We start from the raw sequence: 18,648 nt of genomic DNA on the forward strand, positions 1-18,648 counted from the left end.
GGCAATCAGCCGCTTTTTTTAGGCAAGTATCTAGATGATAAAATCACGCAGCACACAGCAGCACTGGGATATTTTTTGCACCGTCGTCGATAACTACGGCGATATAGGCGTGACCTGGCGTTTAGCCAAACAGCTGGCGATTGAATACCAGATTCAGGTGAATCTTTGGGTCGATGATCTGCACAGCTTCTCCCATATTCTGCCTGAGCTTAATCCTAAGCAAACAATCCAGTGTTTCTATGATGTCACTATCAAACAGTGGAACACCCCTTTAGATCTTGATTATCTCCCCGGTGCAGTGCTGATCGAAGCCTTTGCATGCCAGTTGCCCGATATAGTGCTTGAAACCATCAACAGTATGCACAGACAAAATCGCAGCGTGCCTGTGTGGCTCAATCTTGAATACTTAAGCGCTGAGGATTGGGTCGATGGCTGTCATGGTTTGCTCTCAATGCAACCCAGCGGGATCAAGAAATATTTTTATTTTCCTGGCTTTACCGCTAAAACCGGCGGAGTTATCTGTGAAAAAGCACTGTTCAAGCAGCGCGATGCCTGGCAAAAAAATCCTGACAACCGCAGGCAACTGTTTGACCGCTTAGGCTTACAGGGGATTGATGATGAAGACACAGTGATCAGCATCTTCAGTTATGAATCACCCGCTTTGGATGCACTGTGCCGGCACTGGCAAGACTCAGGCTCACACATAGATACAAACTCAAAGTCAGGCAATAAAATCCATGCCCTTCTCCCCATGGGACGAAGCTTGAACAGCCTTAAGGCTTGGCTGCCAGAGCTCGACAGTGTTAAGCCAGGCGATAGCTATCGCCATAACAAACTTACCCTGCACATACTGCCCATGACAGATCAACAAGGGTTCGATCGGCTGTTATGGAGCTGTGATTTCAATATTGTTCGTGGTGAAGACTCGTTTTTGCGCGCTCAATGGGCGGCAAAACCCTTCATCTGGCATATTTATCCTCAGGAAGATGACTACCACCTGATAAAATTACGAGCCTTTATCGCACTTTATTGTCATAATCTAGCCCCTGACGTTGCAGCTAGTTGGGCAACACTGAATTTCGCGTTCAACCAGGATGGAACTGACACAATCATCCCTGCTTGGAAGCAAGTTGGCATTGCCAACAAATCACTGCTGGAACATGCAAAGCAGTGGTCAATTTTTGCATTAAATGACGCAGATCTTGCATCTCGACTAGTCCAATTCGTCGAAAATAGCTAAGATACTGCGTTGATATAAAAACCTCATATAGGAATAGTAAAATGAAAACTGCTCATGAAATCCGTCCAGGAAACGTGATCATGTTAGATGGCAGCCCATGGGTTGTTCAAAAAACTGAAACAACTCGCTCTGGCCGTAATGCGGCTATCGTTAAGATGAAACTGAAAAACCTACTTCAAGAATCTTCTACTGAAACCACCTTCAAGGGTGATGACAAGATGGAAGATATCATTCTTGATCGCTTGGATTGTACCTATTCTTACTTTGCCGATCCTATGTATGTTTTCATGGATGCTGATTACAACCAATATGATGTTGAAGCGGACAACCTAGGTGATGCAGCAGCTTATATCGTTGACGGTATGGAAGAGCAGTGCCAAGTGACTTTCTACGAAGGTAAGGCTATCTCTGTTGAATTACCAACGACTGTAGTACGTGAAGTGACCTACACCGAGCCTTCTGCTCGTGGCGATACTTCAGGCAAAGTGATGAAGCCAGCCACTATCGCTGGTGGCGCGACCTTAAGCGTTGCCGACTTCGTTAAAACTGGCGATCTGATTGAGATCGATACCCGTACTCACGAATTCAAAAAACGCGCTTAATCCCTCATTTCGCGATAAAAAAAGCCAGCCGTGTTGCTGGCTTTTTTATTTGCTCCACACAAAATAAAAAGAGTAAAACCCTAAAACTAACATAAAAAGCAAACAAACACGCCAAGCAAGGCTATCCTCAAGTTATATAATCAGTATTTTATTCTGTTTTTACACCTTTTTTATCATGATAGTGCTTTTAAAACCCCTGAATTTTCGATATTGTTCCCTCTCTTAAGCACCCCTGCATTGATGAGGTAAAGATGCGCCCTATTATCAAGTCCAATAAACTCGATACCGTTTGTTATGACATTCGAGGCCCTGTACACAAAGAAGCCAGACGCCTCGAAGATGAAGGCCATCGCATCCTCAAGCTCAATATCGGCAATCCAGCCCCCTTTGGTTTTGAGGCGCCGGAAGAGATAGTCAGAGACGTGATCTTAAACCTTCCCAGTGCCCAGGGTTATTGCGAATCCAAGGGCTTGTTCTCTGCCCGTAAGGCGATCGTGCAGCATTATCAGAGCCAGGGATTATTTGGGGTGGATATTGAAGATATCTACATAGGTAACGGTGTGTCTGAACTCATCGTCATGGCGATGCAGGGGCTGCTCAACAGCGATGATGAAGTACTTGTGCCCTCACCCGATTACCCCCTCTGGACCGCAGCCGTGCACCTCTCTGGTGGCAAGGCGCAGCATTATCGCTGTGATGAAGAGTCGGACTGGTTTCCAGATATTGATGATATCAAATCAAAAATTACTAGTCGTACCCGAGGTATTGTGCTGATCAACCCCAATAACCCAACGGGGGCTGTGTATTCAAAAGAGCTCCTGCTGGAGATCATCGAACTGTGCCGTCAGCACGATCTCATCCTGTTTAGCGACGAGATCTACGATAAAATTCTCTACGATGATGCCGTGCATATCCCCTCTGCGACCCTGTCCGATGATATTCTCACTGTGACCTTCAATGGCCTGTCGAAGTCCTATCGCGCCGCAGGGTTTCGTGTCGGCTGGATGATGCTCTCGGGTAATCTCAAAGCCGCTAAGAGTTACATCGAGGGATTGGACATGCTGGCTTCCATGCGTCTGTGTGCCAACGTGCCTAATCAACACGCCATTCAGACAGCCCTGGGTGGATACCAGAGCATTAAGACACTGGTTGCCTCTGAAGGACGATTAAAGATCCAGCGTGATACCTGTTATGAGCTATTAAATCAGATCCCTGGGGTTTCCTGTAAGAAACCTAAAGGCGCCCTGTACGCCTTCCCTAAACTGGATATGAAGAAATTCAATCTGCGTGACGATGAGCGTCTTGTGCTGGACTTGCTCAAGGAGAAGAAGATCCTCTTAGTTCAGGGCACAGCCTTTAACTGGCCAGAGCCGGATCATCTACGAGTGGTTTTCTTACCTTATAAGGAAGATTTAGAGAAGGCGTTACACGAATTTGGCGACTTTTTATCGACATACAGCCAGTAGCATCCCCAATAAAATCTGAATTCACCACAATTTAGCCCAATAAAAGAGCGATCATCAGGATCGCTTTTTTATTTTCATCAGCCTATTTCATCGCTTCGAGGCTATGTTAATCTAATCTCACCACTTGCCATTACTGATGAGATCATGAGCCATTTATTTGCCCATCTAGCCCGTATGAAACTGATCCAACGCTGGCCGCTAATGTATAATGTGCGCCGCGAAAACGTGCAGGAACACTCACTGCAGGTCGCCATGGTAGCCCATGTGTTAGTGGTGATCGGGAACCGAAAGTTTGCTGGCCAACTCAATGCCGAGCGCGCTGCTACAATCGCCATTTTTCACGATGCCAGCGAAGTCCTCACAGGCGATCTCCCTACCCCGGTCAAATATTTCAATAAAGAGATAGAGGCTGAGTACAAAAAAATTGAATCCATAGCGGAAAATCGTTTACTCGAAATGGTGCCCGATGAGTTTAAACACGATTATCAGAGCCTTTTGATCAGCGACCATATAGATAATGATTATAAACAGGTAGTTAAGTCGGCTGATACCATAGCCGCCTATCTCAAGTGTTTAGAGGAAGAGAGTGCTGGCAATCTGGAGTTTAAGACGGCTAAGAAACGACTCCTCGATTCTCTCCATAAAAACCCCGATCCTGCTGTGAAATATTTTATGGACAATTTTGTTCCCAGTTTCGAACTCAACCTAGACGATATCAATCGGCTGCTCTAGCCAATGATACAGCTGAGGCTTAAGAGGGTATCTAAGCGTTATAAGGAGTGTAAATGACGGATAATCCATGGCATGAAAGGCAGCTGAGCGAACAGGATAAACAGCGCCGTAACGATCACCGCAGCCCCTATCAGAGAGACAGGGCAAGAATTCTGCACTCGGCAGCCTTCAGACGCTTACAGGCCAAGACTCAGGTGCTGGGGGTCGGTATGAACGATTTCTACCGCACCCGTTTAACTCACTCCCTCGAGGTGTCGCAAATTGGTACCGGGATCTGCGCTCAACTAAAACAGAAATACCCAGCGCAGCAGCCACTGCTAGACTCGATGAGCCTGATAGAATCCCTCTGTCTGGCACACGATATTGGTCACCCCCCCTTCGGCCACGGCGGCGAAGTCGCACTCAACTATATGATGCGAAGTGATGGCGGATTTGAAGGCAATGGCCAAACCTTCAGAATCTTAACCGCGCTGGAACCTTATACCCAGAATCACGGCATGAACCTTTGTCGGCGCACCCTACTTGGGATCTTAAAATACCCAGCATGCCACTCTCGGCTGTATCAATCCCCGCCACGGCCAGAGGTGGACAGTTACCGCCAGCTAAAACCGGCCCAATGGCAACCGGTAAAAGGGATCTATGATGAAGACAATGCCATCTTAGATTGGGTGCTTGCCCCACTCCAGGCTGCGGACAAAACCCGTTTTATCTCGGCCCACAGCCTAGAGTCCAATCAACATAAGCGTACCCAGCACAAGTCATTAGACTGCTCCATTATGGAGCTTGCCGATGATATCGCCTACGCGATACACGATCTCGAAGATGCAATTGTGATGGGTATAGTCACTGAGAGTATGTGGCAGCAAGATGTGGCCCATCTGCTTAAGGACAATAGCGATCCCTGGATAGCGGCGGAATGCGCCACTATCGGCACTAAACTGTTTTCCTGTGAGCATCACCAGCGCAAAGATGCCATAGGCACCTTAGTCAATGGCTTTGTCACCGCCATCATTATTGAAGAAGACAGTGAATTTAATGAGCCACTTCTGCGTTATAACGCCGTCTTAGAACCTGGCTTTAAAGATGCGCTCAACACACTGAAGCAATTTGTCTATAAGCGGGTGATCCGTAAACCTGAGATCCAGATGCTCGAATATAAGGGGCAACAGATAGTGATGGAGCTGTTTGAGGCCTTTGCCTCCGATCCACAGCGTTTGTTACCACTCAACACCCAGGAGCGTTGGCTGGCAGCACAGCAAAACGGCTGCAATGAACTCAGAGTCATAGCCGATTATATTTCCGGGATGACAGATGAATTTGCCGCCAGGTTACATCAACATCTTTTTAGTGCCCGCACCAATTCACTTATCGAGTTGCAATAAGGCACAACTACAAAATGCTGTAAATAAGCTAACTGAACAACACAAAAAGCAAAAAACGCGCCTAAGCGCGTTTTTTTATGACTGTTAATCAAGACATTATCCGAATGTGCCTGGAAATAATCCCTTAAATCCAGCGGCCATCACCTCTATGCCAATCGATAACATCAAGAGACCCATCAGACGGGTGATCACGTTAATCCCGGTTTTACCGAGCCATTTATATAACATGGGCGCCATCTTAAACAGGGCAAAGCTGGTTAGGCCGAAGATCACCACAGTCAAAGACATTCCGATAAGATCGCTCATAGAGTTGTGCTGGGCACCAAAAACAATCACAGAGCTGATGGCTCCCGGTCCCGCCATGATAGGCAGAGCCAGTGGCACAACTGCAACAGATTCCATGGCTGAAGCTTCCCTGTCCTCCTCCTGGTTGCGTTTTACTTCACCGAGTTTACCCTGCAACATCGACATGGCGATGATAGCGATCAAAGACCCGCCGGCTATCCTGAATGCCGACAGCGAGATGCTGAACATGTTTAAGATATGCTGTCCGGCAATTATGGTTACAAGCAGGATGATCACAACGGCAATATTGGCGTGCTTAGCCGTTAAATTGCGCTCAACATCCGTCTGATGACTGGTCAAACTGACAAATACCGGAAGCAAGCCGATTGGGTTGATGATCGCAATTAAACCAAGAAAAAATTTAACATAGAGTGTTAAATCCAATATCGTGTCCTCGGTAACTTATCGGGCTATCGGCCCTTAATAAGTAGCTGTTAAAAGTAATTACTAAAAATAGCTGGATTAAAAAAACGCTACTGTACATTATTGCCTCAATTTCAGAAAATGAGATTTTATCGCCCAACTCACAATTTTGACTAAAATACCGATTTTAACGATTTTTTCTGCCTGTAATCGCACTTCTCTCCCCCTATAGCCCATCAATCATTTGAATAAACTGAGATCGAATTAGCGGCCTGTTAGGACAAATCCTAAAACAAAAAATTATTTGTCTTGAGCATAAAAATTTTTAGCTATCTGACAAGGTCAAACTTAGCTATAAAGCGGCACCTTTACTTGCAGATCTGTTGCCAATTGAACAGCCTATCCATTCTTGAAACGCATCATGATCCAATCGAGCTCATCTGTGATGAGCTCGCCGAAAAAGGCTATAGCATACTCTCTGGCCTATTTCCCACAGACGTGCTCAATAGCTTAGTGGACAACCTAAGCCAGATTGATGATTCGGCCTTTAAAACCGCCGCTATCGGCCGCCAGCAAGATCAACAGGTGATTGAAACCATACGCAGCGATAAGATCTGCTGGTTAGACAACAACATGTCCTTTGCACAACCCTACTTTGATTGGGCCGAACAGTTGAGGCTAGCCGTTAATCGCTATTTCTACTTAGGCCTGTTCGATTATGAAACCATGTTTGCCTACTATGGTCCGGGGGCGTTTTATAAAAAACATCTTGATGCCTTTAAGGGACGATCGAACCGCAAACTCACGGCCATTTTGTATCTTAACAAAGAGTGGCAAAAGGGCGATGGCGGCGAGCTGCTGATGTACCAACACCAAGAAATCGACCCCTTTGCCAGGGTCGAACCCAGGTTTGGCACCATGGTGATCTTTTTTAGCGAGCAGTTTCCCCATGAAGTGCTGCAATCATATAAAGACAGATACAGCCTGACCGGCTGGTTTCGCATTAATGAAGGTGTGCCACTTGTATGAAGGTATGGAACTTAAAAGAAAACGTACTTAAATGAAAGCGTGAAATTTAAATAAAAGAGTGTATTAGCTAAAGCATGATTCACTTAGGGCAGAGACAAAAAAGCCAGAACGACGGTTCTGGCTTTTTCAGTTAAGGCTCATATTGGACCTGTACTTACTTCTCAGTCCAGCGATCCATCCAACGGAAGACATTGTCGTACCACTGTTTGAGGTTATCCTGATTAAGGATCCAGTGGTTCTCATCTGGGTAGATCAGCAGTTCAGAGGGGATCCCTTTGCGCTGCAGTGCGCTAAAGGCCGCTAAGCCCTGACCATAAGGCACACGGAAATCTTTCTCACCGTGGATCACCAGCATAGGCGTCTTCCAGTTTTCAACATAGTTAGCTGGATTGAACTTCTCGTAAAGCGCCTTGTTTTGCTCATAAGTGCCGCCAAACTCATGCTCTGGGAACCAAAGCTCTTCGGTGACATAGTACATGGAGCGCATATCAAACAGACCAGCGTGGTTAACCAGACATTTGAAACCATCGTTCCAGTTACCCTGGATCCAGTTCATCATGAAGCCGCCGTATGAACCGCCAAGGGCACAGGTACGGCTGCTGTCGAGCCACTTTTGCTGCGCCGAAACGGCGGCTAAACCTTTCTGTAAGTCTTCCAGAGGCTTACCGCCCCAGTCTTGAGAGATGGAATCGGTAAATGCCTGACCATAACCGGTTGAGCCGTGGAAATCGATCATCACCACGCCATAACCCGCACCCGCCCAAAGCTGAGCGTTCCAACGACCACTGAAGCTGTTACCGAATGAACCTTGAGGGCCACCGTGAACCAGGAATGCTACAGGGTATTTGTTACCCTCTTTATAGTTTGCCGGCTTGATCCAGTAACCGTAAACTTCTTCGTTATTCCAGCCCTTAAAGCTGAACTGCTGGAACTCACCAAACTTAATCTTGGCCAGCTTCTCTTTATTCACCTCAGTCAGACGCTGCTTGTTCTGACCATCGAGTGACACGCTATAGAGATCGCCCGGCTCAACCAGGCTCTTATGGTTGAATACCACTTTATCCTGACTGACGCCGACAACACTGTTGCTACCTTCGTTAAAGAGGGGTTTCACATCACCAAACTGAGTATTGACCTCAAAGATACTAACCTGCCCCAGATCCTGCGCGGTGACATACAGGGTGCGGTTATCTTTGCCGAAGGTGAGTGAGCTTGCACTGCGATCCCAAAGTGGCGCCACCTCTTTCTCTTGGCCTGTGACTGTGTCACGCAGCATGATGCGGTAACGGTCGGCCTCAAATCCAGGCTTGCTCATAGCAAGATATGCCATATAACGCCCATCGCTGGAGAAAGTCGGCTGTGCATCCCACGCCTTGTTGCCTTCGGTCAGATTCTTAGCCTTACCGCCCGTTACAGCAACCTGCCATAGATCGTAGTTAGTTTCCCAGGCTTGAGACTTACTGGGCGCCTTGGCACTGTAAACCACATACTTTCCATCCGGTGTAAAGGTCACCTCTTCCATGCCAGAGAATGGCTTAGGTGGGGTTTCTGTGTCCAGGCCTTGAGTCACATCGACTGGCGCTGTGATCATATCGCCATTGAGCTGAGCAACAAACAGGTGACTGCGGGTATGGTTTTCCCAGGTATCCCAATGACGCACCATCAGCTGCTTATATTCACGCCCAGTCGATTTGCGCTCAGCTTCGGCGGCAAACTTATCTACACTACAAGCAAGATCCTTACAGTCTGGGAAGACGCGCAGATTAAACACCACCTGCTGACTGTCCTGAGACAGTTTAAAGCCTTCGATGCTCAGTGGTAGATCTGTCACCTGCTTGGCTTCACCGCCAGAGAGAGGCAGTTCAAACAACTGCGAGCTACCGTTACGGGCCGCAAGAAAATAGATACGCTTATCATCGTGACTAAAGGCAACGCTGTGCTCAGTGCCTTTGGCAAAGGTCAGCTGCTGAGCGGCAGAACCATCGACTGACTGAATATAGAGATTCGATTCCCCATCACCATTGCCATCAATATTTTTCACTGCATAGACAATTTTAGTGCCGTCATTAGACAATACAGCGGAATGTAATTTGTTAAGATTAGAGAGATCTTGCACCTTAAAAGGCGCTGGTGCGGCATGGGCAACGAAAGTCGCACCAGCGGCAGCCAAGGAAAGTATGATTGCAGTTTTTTTCATTGTTATTGTCATCTTTTAGATTGAGGATCAGGCAAACCTGATGCAAGAAAATGTATGCCAAAGCACACTAAACAAAAACGGGGGATTAGGCAAGCGCCCATCCCCCAGAGGTAAAGTCAATGTGTAACACTATGTTTAAACATCATGTTCAAAGTTTAAACATCGAGAAAGCACTCAAAACAACGGTTAGCTTAGTTTGACTTTCCAGGTCGCGGGCCCGGTTTCGTGGGCATTAACCCCTTCGCTGTCAACCGCAACCGTGACAGGCATATCCTGCACATCAAACTCGTAGATGGCTTCCATTCCTAGGTCTTCAAACGCGACCACGCGAGATTGTTTAATGGCTTTAGACACCAGATAGGCTGCGCCGCCCACCGCCATCAGATAAACCGCTTTATGCTTCTTAATGGACTCAACCGTTGCCGGGCCGCGCTCAGCCTTGCCTATCATGCCCATCAGACCAGTCTTATCTAGCATGAGATCGGTGAATTTATCCATGCGGGTCGCGGTCGTTGGACCTGCAGGGCCAACCACTTCATCGCCAACAGGATCGACCGGACCGACGTAATAGATAAACTTACCGGTGAAATCCACCCCATCAGGCAGGCCTTCACCACTTTCTATTAGGGTCTGAATACGCTTATGGGCCGCATCACGGCCGGTGAGCATCTTACCATTGAGCAGCAGCACATCGCCGCTCTTCCACTGTTCAATCTCTGCCTGAGTAACAGTATTAAGATCCACTCGGCGCACATCGCTGCCCGCTTCACGGGTGATTTCGGGCCAGTCACTTAAGGATGGAGGCGTCAGCTCTGCAGGACCCGAACCATCGAGGTGGAAATGTACGTGGCGAGTTGCCGCGCAGTTCGGGATCATCACCACAGGCTTAGAGGCCGCATGGGTCGGCGCCGATTTGATCTTGATATCCAATACTGTGGTTAAACCGCCGAGTCCTTGAGCGCCTATGCCCAGTTTATTAGCGCGCTCAAATATATCCAGACGCAGCTTCTCATCGGCGGTCTCGGCGCCGCGAGCCTGAAGTTCATGAATGTCGACGGGATCCATCAGGGCTTCTTTGGCCATCACAGCCGCTTTCTCAGCCGTGCCGCCTATGCCTATGCCCAGCATGCCTGGCGGACACCAGCCGGCGCCCATGGTAGGCAGCGTCTTCTCGACCCACTGAGCGATATCATCTGAGGGGTTGAGCATCACCATCTTGGATTTGTTTTCCGAACCACCCCCCTTGGCCGCGATCGCCACTTCCACATGGTTGCCAGGTACCATCTCGATATGCACAACTGACGGGGTATTGTCGCGGGTATTTTTGCGAGCGCCCGCAGGATCATCAACGATAGAGGCACGCAGCGGGTTGTCCGGATTTGTATAGGCGCGGCGGACCCCTTCATCGACCATCTGCTGCACTGTCATGTCATGCTTATCCCACTGAACGCCCATACCCACCTTAACGAAACAAGTGACGATCCCGGTATCCTGACACAGAGGACGCTTACCTTCAGCAGACATACGTGAGTTAATCAAAATCTGCGCGATCGCATCTTTTGCCGCCGGGCTCTGCTCCTTGTCATAGGCTTCGCTCATGGCATCAACAAAATCTTTGGGATGATAGTAAGAGATGTATTGCAGTGCGTCAGCAACGCTCTCGATGAGATCCGCTTGCTTAATGATGGGCTGTTCTATACTCACAGACGTTTCCTTATCTCACAGTTTAGTTATTCTTCGCCCTATTTTTTAGGGTCGGTATTATTTGAATCTGTTCACGGTATGATACTCTTTCGTGACTTTCAGGGGAACATCACTTTTTAGATAAGGTTAATAGATGATTTATTCGTCAACTCAAGGCATTGCCGTTAAAACCTTGGACTGGAACCACACGACGACTGAGCTATTTAGCCATTTTGCCCATCTGCCCTGGGCCATGCTGCTCGACAGCGCCGATGCTGAGCACATAGATGCTAAGTACGACATCATAGTGGCAATGCCTGTGGCGACCCTAGTCACTCAAGGTGAGCAAACCACACTCTGTCATGTTAAACCTGACGGATACAATGAGGTCGAGCATAGCCTAGATGAGCCCTTTATTCTGTTAAAACAGGCCATTAATCAGTATTTCCCTAAGCCTATCCACTGTGACTTACCCTTTAGTGGCGGCGCGCTTGGCGCCTTTAGTTATGATCTTGGCAGGCGCTTGGAATCCTTGCCTTCGAGTGCCGCACAGGATATCGGCCTTCCAGAGATGAATATCGGCTTGTATCTGTGGGCGCTGGTTTTCGATAACACCCTAAAACAGTGGTCACTGGTGCACTATTGCGGCGATTCGGCGCTCAAGACACAGCTTGACGCGATTGAGCAGATCCTTGCTACTTCAAAAAGCCTGTCAAATCAGAGCCCGTTTAGCCTGACTCGCCCCTGGCAAGCGCAGATAGATAAGCAGCAGTACACAGAGAAATTCAATGCGGTGCAGGCGTACCTTAACAGCGGCGATTGCTATCAGATCAATCTGACCCAGAGATTTGAGGCCGAATATTCAGGTGATGAGTGGCAAGCCTATCTTAAGCTTCGCGCCAGCAATAAAGCGCCTTTTTCTGCCTTCATCCGCCTAAATGAACATGCGCTGCTCTCCATCTCGCCCGAGCGATTTATTCAGTTAAGGGGCGATGAAATACAGACCAAGCCTATTAAGGGCACTATGGCACGCTCTCTGGATCCGATACAAGATGGACAAGCCAAGCAGCAATTGGCAGATTCTGAAAAGGATCGCGCCGAGAACCTGATGATAGTAGATCTGCTGCGTAACGACATAGGTAAAGTCGCCCAAAGCGGCAGCGTGGCCGTGCCTAAGCTGTTCGATATTGAGAGCTTCCCTGCTGTGCATCATCTGGTCAGCACAGTCACCGCCAGACTCGATAAGCAGTATCACGGCTGCGATCTGCTGCGAGCCGCCTTCCCCGGCGGCTCCATCACGGGTGCACCTAAGATCCGCGCCATGGAGATCATCGAAGAGCTAGAACCCTCAAGGCGCAGTCTCTACTGCGGCTCTATCGGCTATCTGAGCCAAGATGGCCAGATGGATACCAGCATCACAATACGCACCTTAGTGGCCGAGTCGCCTCGCCTCTACTGCTGGGCCGGTGGCGGCATAGTCGCCGACAGTCAGCTCGATGCCGAATATCAGGAAAGCTATGATAAGGTAAGTAAAATATTGCCTATCTTGGCCGAGTCCCATGACGCTTGATGAGTTTAAACACAGATTTGCCCTGCAGCCCTTGCCCGAAGAGATCAAGCAGCCCATGACGCGCAGTCTGCGTCAGGCGGCTGTGCTGCTGGCCTTGATTGAGCAACAGCAAGAGCTGCATCTGATCCTCACTCGGCGACCGACGCACCTGCGGGCACATCCAGGCCAGATCAGTTTTCCCGGCGGTAAGGTCGAAGAGCAGGACGTGGACTTCACCGCCACCGCGCTGCGCGAAGCCTTCGAAGAGATCGCCCTGCCCAAGCACAATGTCGATATTTTAGGTCAGTATCCGATATTTAATACTTTCACTGGCTTTGCTATCGCCCCCGTGATCGGCATAGTCAAACAGGAGTTTACCCCCATACTGGATCCCGGCGAGGTTGAGGAGCTGTTTACTGTGCCGCTCTCTTTTCTGCTCAAACCACAAAACCGTATCACTCGCTATTATTCCCGCCGTGGCAGCAAGCATCTTGTGCATTTTATCCCCTATAAGCATTACATGATCTGGGGCGCAACGGCGGCGATTATCGACCATTTTTGTCGCCAGCTGGCCGATTAAGCCTGAGGTGAACGCCCTTCAACTGGCATACAAACGCCCCCATTTAGTCAGCCGTTAACTGCACGCGAGTTTCATCAATCAAGATAAATCGCAAATATTTGTTTCTAACTGCGGTTATCTGCGGTTTTTTCCTTGAGAAAAGCCTGTATCAAGGTAATATAAACGTCCAAAATTTTTCATAAAACGATTCGTTGGAGAACTAAGCAACAATGAGCATTGCATCTGTCGCTTCTGTATTTAAAGGTGATTTTGCGGTTGGTTCGCAAGTGACCGTACGTGGTTGGGTCAGAACCCGCCGCGATTCTAAGGCTGGCATCTCTTTCCTTGCCGTCTATGATGGTTCCTGTTTTGACCCTATTCAGGGTGTTGTGCCAAATAGCTTAAGTAATTACAACGATGAAGTATTACGTTTAACCGCCGGCTGCTCTGTGATCATGACAGGCGAAGTGGTTGAATCGCCAGGACAAGGCCAGGCTTTCGAGCTGCAAGTGAGCGCCGTTGAAGTCACAGGTTGGGTCGATGACCCAGACACCTACCCTATGGCGGCAAAACGTCACTCTATTGAGCATCTTCGCGAGCTGGCGCACTTGCGTCCCCGCACCAACATCATCGGTGCCGTGGCCCGTGTGCGTAACTGTCTGTCTCAGGCAATTCACCGCTTCTACAACGAAGAGGGGTTCATCTGGGTATCGACGCCACTTATCACAGCCTCTGACTGTGAAGGTGCCGGTGAGATGTTCCGCGTCTCTACTTTAGATATGGAAAACCTGCCACGCACAGAAGATGGCAAAGTGGACTTTAAAGAAGATTTCTTCGGAAAAGAGTCCTTCCTGACGGTATCGGGTCAGCTAAATGCCGAAACCTATGCCAGCGCCCTGTCTAAAGTCTACACCTTCGGCCCGACTTTCCGCGCCGAAAACTCCAACACCAGCCGTCACTTAGCCGAGTTCTGGATGGTTGAGCCCGAAGTGGCCTTCGCTAACTTAGACGATGTTGCGGGTCTTGCTGAGCGTATGCTCAAATACTGCTTCAACGCCGTACTACAGGAACGTCCTGACGATTTAGCCTTCTTTGCGCAACGCGTCGATAAAACCGTTATCGAGCGTCTAGAAAACTTCGTCAGCAGCGACTTTGCCCAGGTGGATTACACCGATGCGGTAGAGATCCTCAAAAACTGTGGTAAAAAGTTTGAATTTGACGTTGAGTGGGGTATCGACCTGCAATCTGAGCATGAGCGTTACCTTGCCGAAGAACACTTCAAGGCGCCAGTGGTGGTGAAAAACTATCCAAAAGATATCAAGGCCTTCTACATGCGCCTCAACGATGACGGTAAAACCGTTGCCGCTATGGACGTTCTGGCGCCAGGCATTGGTGAGATCATAGGTGGTGCCCAGCGCGAAGAGCGTCTGGACGTATTAGATACCCGCTTAGAAGAGATGAACCTGAGCAAAGAAGATTACTGGTGGTACCGCGATCTGCGCCGTTACGGCACTGTGCCCCACGCAGGTTTCGGTCTGGGCTTCGAGCGCCTGGTGTCTTATGTGACTGGCGTGTCTAACATCCGCGATGTGATCCCCTTCCCGCGCGCGCCAAAATCTGCCAACTTCTAACTTGTTATTCGGTTAGATGAAAGAGTTAAATCGCCCTCAGATGAGGGCGATTTTAGCAATGACTTGAGCCATTATTTGAGTCATTACTTAAGCAATATTGTCGGGAGTCATACCATGTGGCAGCAGAAACAGATCACCTTGAGTGCAAAACGCCGTGGCTTTCATCTGATCACAGATGAGATAGTCGCTGCCCTGCCAGAATTAAAACAATACAAGCTCGGCCTGGCGCATATTCTGCTGCAACACACCTCGGCCGCTCTCACCCTCAATGAAAATGCCGATCCCACTGTGCGGGAGGATTTTGAATCTTTTATCAATCGCCTAGCGCCAGAAAATGCCCCCTATTATCGCCATACCTATGAAGGCAGTGATGATATGCCGGCGCATCTAAAATCTTCCCTTTTGGGCGCCGAGCTGATGCTGCCTATCACCAATGGCCGTTTTAATTTAGGAACCTGGCAAGGCATTTACCTGTGTGAAGCCCGTAATCATGGCGGCGCGCGCAGGCTTATCATCACATTGCAGGGAGAATAGTCCTGCCATCTTGGAAAATCGCTAGCTGGCTTCATCGCCGATAGGTTGCAGCAGTGCCAGCCAGTCGTCACGGTTCATCTCGGCCAGTGAAAGACTTCTGGTCTGATACATGCTTTGAGCCAAGGCTTTTTTACTCTGTTGTAGCTGCTGTATTCGCTCTTCAACCGTATTTTTACACAGCAGTTTATAGACAAATACCGGCTTTTGTTGCCCTATGCGATAGGCGCGATCACTGGCTTGCTCTTCGGCGGCGGGATTCCACCAGGGATCGACATGGATCACCACATCCGCCTCGGTCAAATTCAGTCCGGCGCCCCCTGCCTTGAGGCTGATCAGGAACACCTTGACATCACCGCGGCGGAATCTGTCTATGATCTTATCCCGGTGGCGACTCTTACCTGTCAACATCTCATAGCTTATCTGCTGTTCATCCAGCTGCTGGGCTATCAGATCCAACATGGAGGTAAATGAGGAGAAGATTAAGATACTGCGGCCATCCTCTATCATGCTCGGCAGTTTGTTTTCTAACCACACCAGCTTAGATGAGCTACCTTCCTGTTCATCATTTTCTAGCTCACTGTTAACCTTAACTAGACTCTGCTGGGTCGCACTCTCAGACCTTGCATATTTCAGCATGGCAGGATGACAGCACACCTGGCGCAGTTTCAGTAATGCATTACTGATCGCCAGTCGGTTCGCCTTGGCTCCTGTCTGTAACAGGGCTAGCTTAAGTTCTTCGGCCACAGTCAAGCGGATGGTCTCATAGAGATCGGCCTGGGCCTGGGTGAGATCGATCAGGGTATTGATCACCGTCTTTTCTGGCAGTTCACGAGCGACCTGTGATTTGGTTCTGCGCAGCATAAAAGGCGCTATTCGCTGGGCCAGCTTTTGTCTGGCACTCTGGGATCCCTCCTTCTCTATCGGCTGTTTAAACTGACGTTGAAACTGGTTGGCTGTCCCCAGAAACCCAGGCATTAAGAAATGAAACAGCGACCAGAGTTCCCCCAGATGATTTTCCATTGGCGTGCCTGTCAGACACAATCTGTGGCTGGCTTGCAATCGATTAGCCAGTTTGCTTATTCGACTACGGCTGTTCTTGATGGTTTGTGCTTCATCTAAGATCACCTGATACCAATGGATCTTGCTCAAACGGCGCTCATCTTGTGCTAACAGCCCATAGCTGGTGATCACCAGATCTACCTGTTGTAGCTTAGCATGTTGCTCATGGCGTTCTCTGCCACTCCAGATAAGCGTGGTTAGACTTGGGCTAAAGGTCTGGCATTCCCGCTGCCAGTTGGTCAATAAACTGGTGGGAGCCAAGATAAGCACTGGCCCCTTGAGCCGATTTTGTTCTTTGTCGATAAGGATAGAGCAAAGTGTCTGGATCGTTTTGCCAAGCCCCATATCATCGGCGAGGATCCCGGCAAAGTGATGCTGTTTCAAGAACTGCAACCAACTCACCCCCTGACGTTGATAAGGCCTTAAATGGGCATTAAAACTGTCGGGGATAACTAATTCCGACTTACGTGTCTCACTATCTGAGTGGCTCAAATAGTGATTGAGATCCTGCGCCTGTTTCTTAAGCCAGGTAGCCCCACTCCATTTCAGAGGAGAAGTGCGCTTATCGACCAGATCTTGCTTTAATACGTCATCCAGTTGTGGTAGTCGGCTAAGTTGATGCCGGGGTAACACTAACTCTTGCTTGACATTTAACGGGTTCTTATCGAACAGCTCCGACAAAACGCTCAATATGCGGCCGATCCGCTCACCCGGCAGGGTTAAGATCTCACCTGAATCGAGCTCGAATGCAACCGGCTCCTTATGGTGCTCCCGCTTTAAACGCCCCTGGCGGATCATATTGGTCAGCAGAGGCAGCAAATTAACTCGCTCGCCCTCCACTTCAACGCCAAGACTGAGCTCAAACCAATCCTGCTCATCGGCCGCTATCTCACCATACCAATGATTCGCCGCCACTTTAACGAAACGTTTCTTCGCCTCGAAATCCAGTTGCCAACCGGCCAAGGATAACTGACGAAAAAAGACCACATACTCGCTGATATCATCAGGAATAATGCGATCCCCTACGCTCATCGCATCTGTAATGGGACGTTCAAACTGCTGACTCACGAGCGGCAATGGGGCTAAACGTAGCTGGCATTTAGCCAGTTGCGTCATTAACCCCAGGTGATCGGCGGCAATATAGAGAAGTTGTTGCAGAGTATATGCCACGCCTCTATGTACCATAGTGAATCGAGTCAGATCCAGGGGCAACATGGCAGGAGAAAGCCAGGGGAAATCGACTTCCCTGCGTACTACCTCTATACGAGGTAGCCACTCACCATCGAGATCAACTTGGCTCAGTAAAGATTCATTGATCTCGCCGTCCTGCTCATCAATCACTAAGGTGTTACTGGCGAGATCGATAAAAACCCGATCATCCAAGGGCAAAAGAAAATCGGCATCAAAATAATCGTCATCATAATGAATCGCCAGCTTCAAAGGTCCTTTACTCACCTTTTGATAGAATAAACGGCCGCTGTCTACCAACAATCGATAGCAATCAGCATCTACTCCTCTAGGCAGATTCAGGGTGATTTCATCAGACTGCTGCGCGATCTCCTCTATAGAACAGCTCATTTTGAGCAGAGATAAGAGCTGCAGATCTGTCTGGCTAACATACTTAGGTAAACTGGCGCTTGAAAATAGCTCAAATCCCAAACGGCTTCGGATCTGATAGGTGCCATTTTTACTCAGGTAACCTTTATAGAGGCTCAGAGTTAAAGTATCTTTTTGCTCTTCAAGCAGATAGAGCACTCGATGACGTACCATCGCAGGGAAAGGATCAAACTGCTGGTTAAACTCGCTTCGAAACAAGCGAATTGCGGTATCATCGCGGCGACTGCGCTTGGGACTGGCCAGCCCCTGCTGCGCGAGCGCCTCGATTAAGAGTGCGGCGCCATGAGCACAATCATCCTGCAAGCAATCACAGGCGACCTTAACGGCCTCTTTTAGGTCGACAGAGGTACTAATTGCCACGCCTGCACAGGAGAAGCGCCCAGACAGCAGGCTAGCCACATGGGAAAAATCCACGAGCTCACCTTGCAATAGTATTTGTAACCCCGCAAACCGCTGCCGGTGGGAAAAATGTTCAATCGCCGCTAACAAATCAACCATCCGAGATAAAACCCTGAGCACCTTAATCAATGGCTCAAAGGGAAAATCATATCATCATTAATGGCTATTTATACAGACCTGAAAACAGATATTACTCTGTCTGTGCTAAGGCGCACGTTAATCATTCACAATCGGATGCGCCTATGGCCTGACTAAGAGAAG

At 48.8% G+C, this 18,648-nt stretch carries 14 protein-coding genes; 10 read left to right on the forward strand and 4 right to left on the reverse strand.

The window, feature by feature from the left end:
- The first annotated feature begins 37 nt into the window (after window positions 1-37).
- The 5 genes from earP to LZP69_RS06020 all read left to right on the forward strand — a co-directional run bounded on the left by earP (window position 38) and on the right by LZP69_RS06020 (window position 5,422).
- On the forward strand, window positions 38-1,240 hold the full coding sequence (gene earP / locus LZP69_RS06000; protein WP_442800669.1) for an elongation factor P maturation arginine rhamnosyltransferase EarP: 1,203 nt from the start codon (window positions 38-40) through the stop codon (window positions 1,238-1,240).
- 41 nt (window positions 1,241-1,281) lie between these two features.
- Window positions 1,282-1,842, forward strand: coding sequence for an elongation factor P (gene efp, locus LZP69_RS06005; protein ID WP_234199295.1), 561 nt, complete (start codon window positions 1,282-1,284; stop codon window positions 1,840-1,842).
- A gap of 251 nt (window positions 1,843-2,093) precedes the next feature.
- A complete protein-coding gene (locus LZP69_RS06010; protein WP_234199296.1) occupies window positions 2,094-3,308 on the forward strand; it encodes a pyridoxal phosphate-dependent aminotransferase in 1,215 nt (404 codons plus the stop codon).
- A gap of 144 nt (window positions 3,309-3,452) precedes the next feature.
- Window positions 3,453-4,040, forward strand: a complete 588-nt coding sequence (gene yfbR, locus LZP69_RS06015; RefSeq protein ID WP_234199297.1) for a 5'-deoxynucleotidase — start codon at window positions 3,453-3,455, stop codon at window positions 4,038-4,040.
- Window positions 4,041-4,093: 53 nt separating this feature from the next.
- Entirely contained in the window at window positions 4,094-5,422 is a 1,329-nt protein-coding gene (locus LZP69_RS06020; RefSeq protein WP_234199298.1) for an anti-phage deoxyguanosine triphosphatase, read from the forward strand.
- 96 nt (window positions 5,423-5,518) lie between these two features.
- On the opposite strand, the gene LZP69_RS06025 is transcribed toward LZP69_RS06020, so the two are convergent.
- Window positions 5,519-6,151 carry a YchE family NAAT transporter gene (locus LZP69_RS06025; protein WP_234199299.1) on the reverse strand — a complete coding sequence of 211 codons (633 nt, stop codon included), beginning with the start codon at window positions 6,149-6,151 and terminating at the stop codon, window positions 5,519-5,521.
- 369 nt (window positions 6,152-6,520) lie between these two features.
- On the opposite strand from LZP69_RS06025, the gene LZP69_RS06030 reads away from it, so the two are divergent.
- Window positions 6,521-7,159, forward strand: coding sequence for a 2OG-Fe(II) oxygenase (locus tag LZP69_RS06030; protein WP_234199300.1), 639 nt, complete (start codon window positions 6,521-6,523; stop codon window positions 7,157-7,159).
- 154 nt (window positions 7,160-7,313) lie between these two features.
- Here LZP69_RS06030 and LZP69_RS06035 read toward each other — a convergent pair whose 3' ends face one another.
- A complete protein-coding gene (locus LZP69_RS06035; RefSeq protein WP_234199301.1) occupies window positions 7,314-9,356 on the reverse strand; it encodes a dipeptidyl-peptidase 5 in 2,043 nt (680 codons plus the stop codon).
- 186 nt (window positions 9,357-9,542) lie between these two features.
- Window positions 9,543-11,060, reverse strand: a complete 1,518-nt coding sequence (locus LZP69_RS06040) for a fumarate hydratase (protein WP_234199302.1) — start codon at window positions 11,058-11,060, stop codon at window positions 9,543-9,545.
- 133 nt (window positions 11,061-11,193) lie between these two features.
- Between LZP69_RS06040 and pabB the strand changes: the two genes are divergently transcribed.
- From pabB to LZP69_RS06060, 4 genes are all read left to right on the forward strand, one after another.
- Window positions 11,194-12,609: an aminodeoxychorismate synthase component I gene (pabB, locus tag LZP69_RS06045; protein ID WP_234199303.1), complete on the forward strand. Its 1,416-nt coding sequence runs from the start codon at window positions 11,194-11,196 to the stop codon at window positions 12,607-12,609.
- Window positions 12,599-13,168, forward strand: a complete 570-nt coding sequence (locus LZP69_RS06050) for a CoA pyrophosphatase (RefSeq protein WP_234199304.1) — start codon at window positions 12,599-12,601, stop codon at window positions 13,166-13,168. Before pabB ends, LZP69_RS06050 begins: the two co-directional genes overlap by 11 nt.
- A 209-nt stretch (window positions 13,169-13,377) precedes the next feature.
- Window positions 13,378-14,778, forward strand: coding sequence for an asparagine--tRNA ligase (asnS, locus tag LZP69_RS06055; RefSeq protein WP_234199305.1), 1,401 nt, complete (start codon window positions 13,378-13,380; stop codon window positions 14,776-14,778).
- Between the two features lie 114 nt (window positions 14,779-14,892).
- Entirely contained in the window at window positions 14,893-15,312 is a 420-nt protein-coding gene (locus LZP69_RS06060; protein WP_234199306.1) for a secondary thiamine-phosphate synthase enzyme YjbQ, read from the forward strand.
- Window positions 15,313-15,333: 21 nt separating this feature from the next.
- Here the strand turns inward: LZP69_RS06060 and LZP69_RS06065 are convergent, their stop codons facing one another.
- Window positions 15,334-18,402, reverse strand: coding sequence for a DEAD/DEAH box helicase (locus tag LZP69_RS06065; RefSeq protein ID WP_234199307.1), 3,069 nt, complete (start codon window positions 18,400-18,402; stop codon window positions 15,334-15,336).
- Between the last annotated feature and the right edge of the window lie 246 nt (window positions 18,403-18,648).

This window comes from Shewanella sp. AS1, assembly GCF_021412565.1.
Lineage (GTDB): Bacteria > Pseudomonadota > Gammaproteobacteria > Enterobacterales > Shewanellaceae > Shewanella.

What these genes read in the sequence shown, in the direction of transcription:
- LZP69_RS06010 (WP_234199296.1), top strand. Translation starts at nt 2,094, where the DNA reads ATGCGCCCTATTATCAAGTCCAATAAACTCGATACCGTTTGTTATGAC.
- LZP69_RS06060 (WP_234199306.1), top strand. Translation starts at nt 14,893, where the DNA reads ATGTGGCAGCAGAAACAGATCACCTTGAGTGCAAAACGCCGTGGCTTT.
- asnS (WP_234199305.1), top strand. Translation starts at nt 13,378, where the DNA reads ATGAGCATTGCATCTGTCGCTTCTGTATTTAAAGGTGATTTTGCGGTT.
- LZP69_RS06020 (WP_234199298.1), top strand. Translation starts at nt 4,094, where the DNA reads ATGACGGATAATCCATGGCATGAAAGGCAGCTGAGCGAACAGGATAAA.
- LZP69_RS06035 (WP_234199301.1), bottom strand. Translation starts at nt 9,356, where the DNA reads ATGAAAAAAACTGCAATCATACTTTCCTTGGCTGCCGCTGGTGCGACT.
- LZP69_RS06050 (WP_234199304.1), top strand. Translation starts at nt 12,599, where the DNA reads ATGACGCTTGATGAGTTTAAACACAGATTTGCCCTGCAGCCCTTGCCC.
- efp (WP_234199295.1), top strand. Translation starts at nt 1,282, where the DNA reads ATGAAAACTGCTCATGAAATCCGTCCAGGAAACGTGATCATGTTAGAT.
- yfbR (WP_234199297.1), top strand. Translation starts at nt 3,453, where the DNA reads ATGAGCCATTTATTTGCCCATCTAGCCCGTATGAAACTGATCCAACGC.
- pabB (WP_234199303.1), top strand. Translation starts at nt 11,194, where the DNA reads ATGATTTATTCGTCAACTCAAGGCATTGCCGTTAAAACCTTGGACTGG.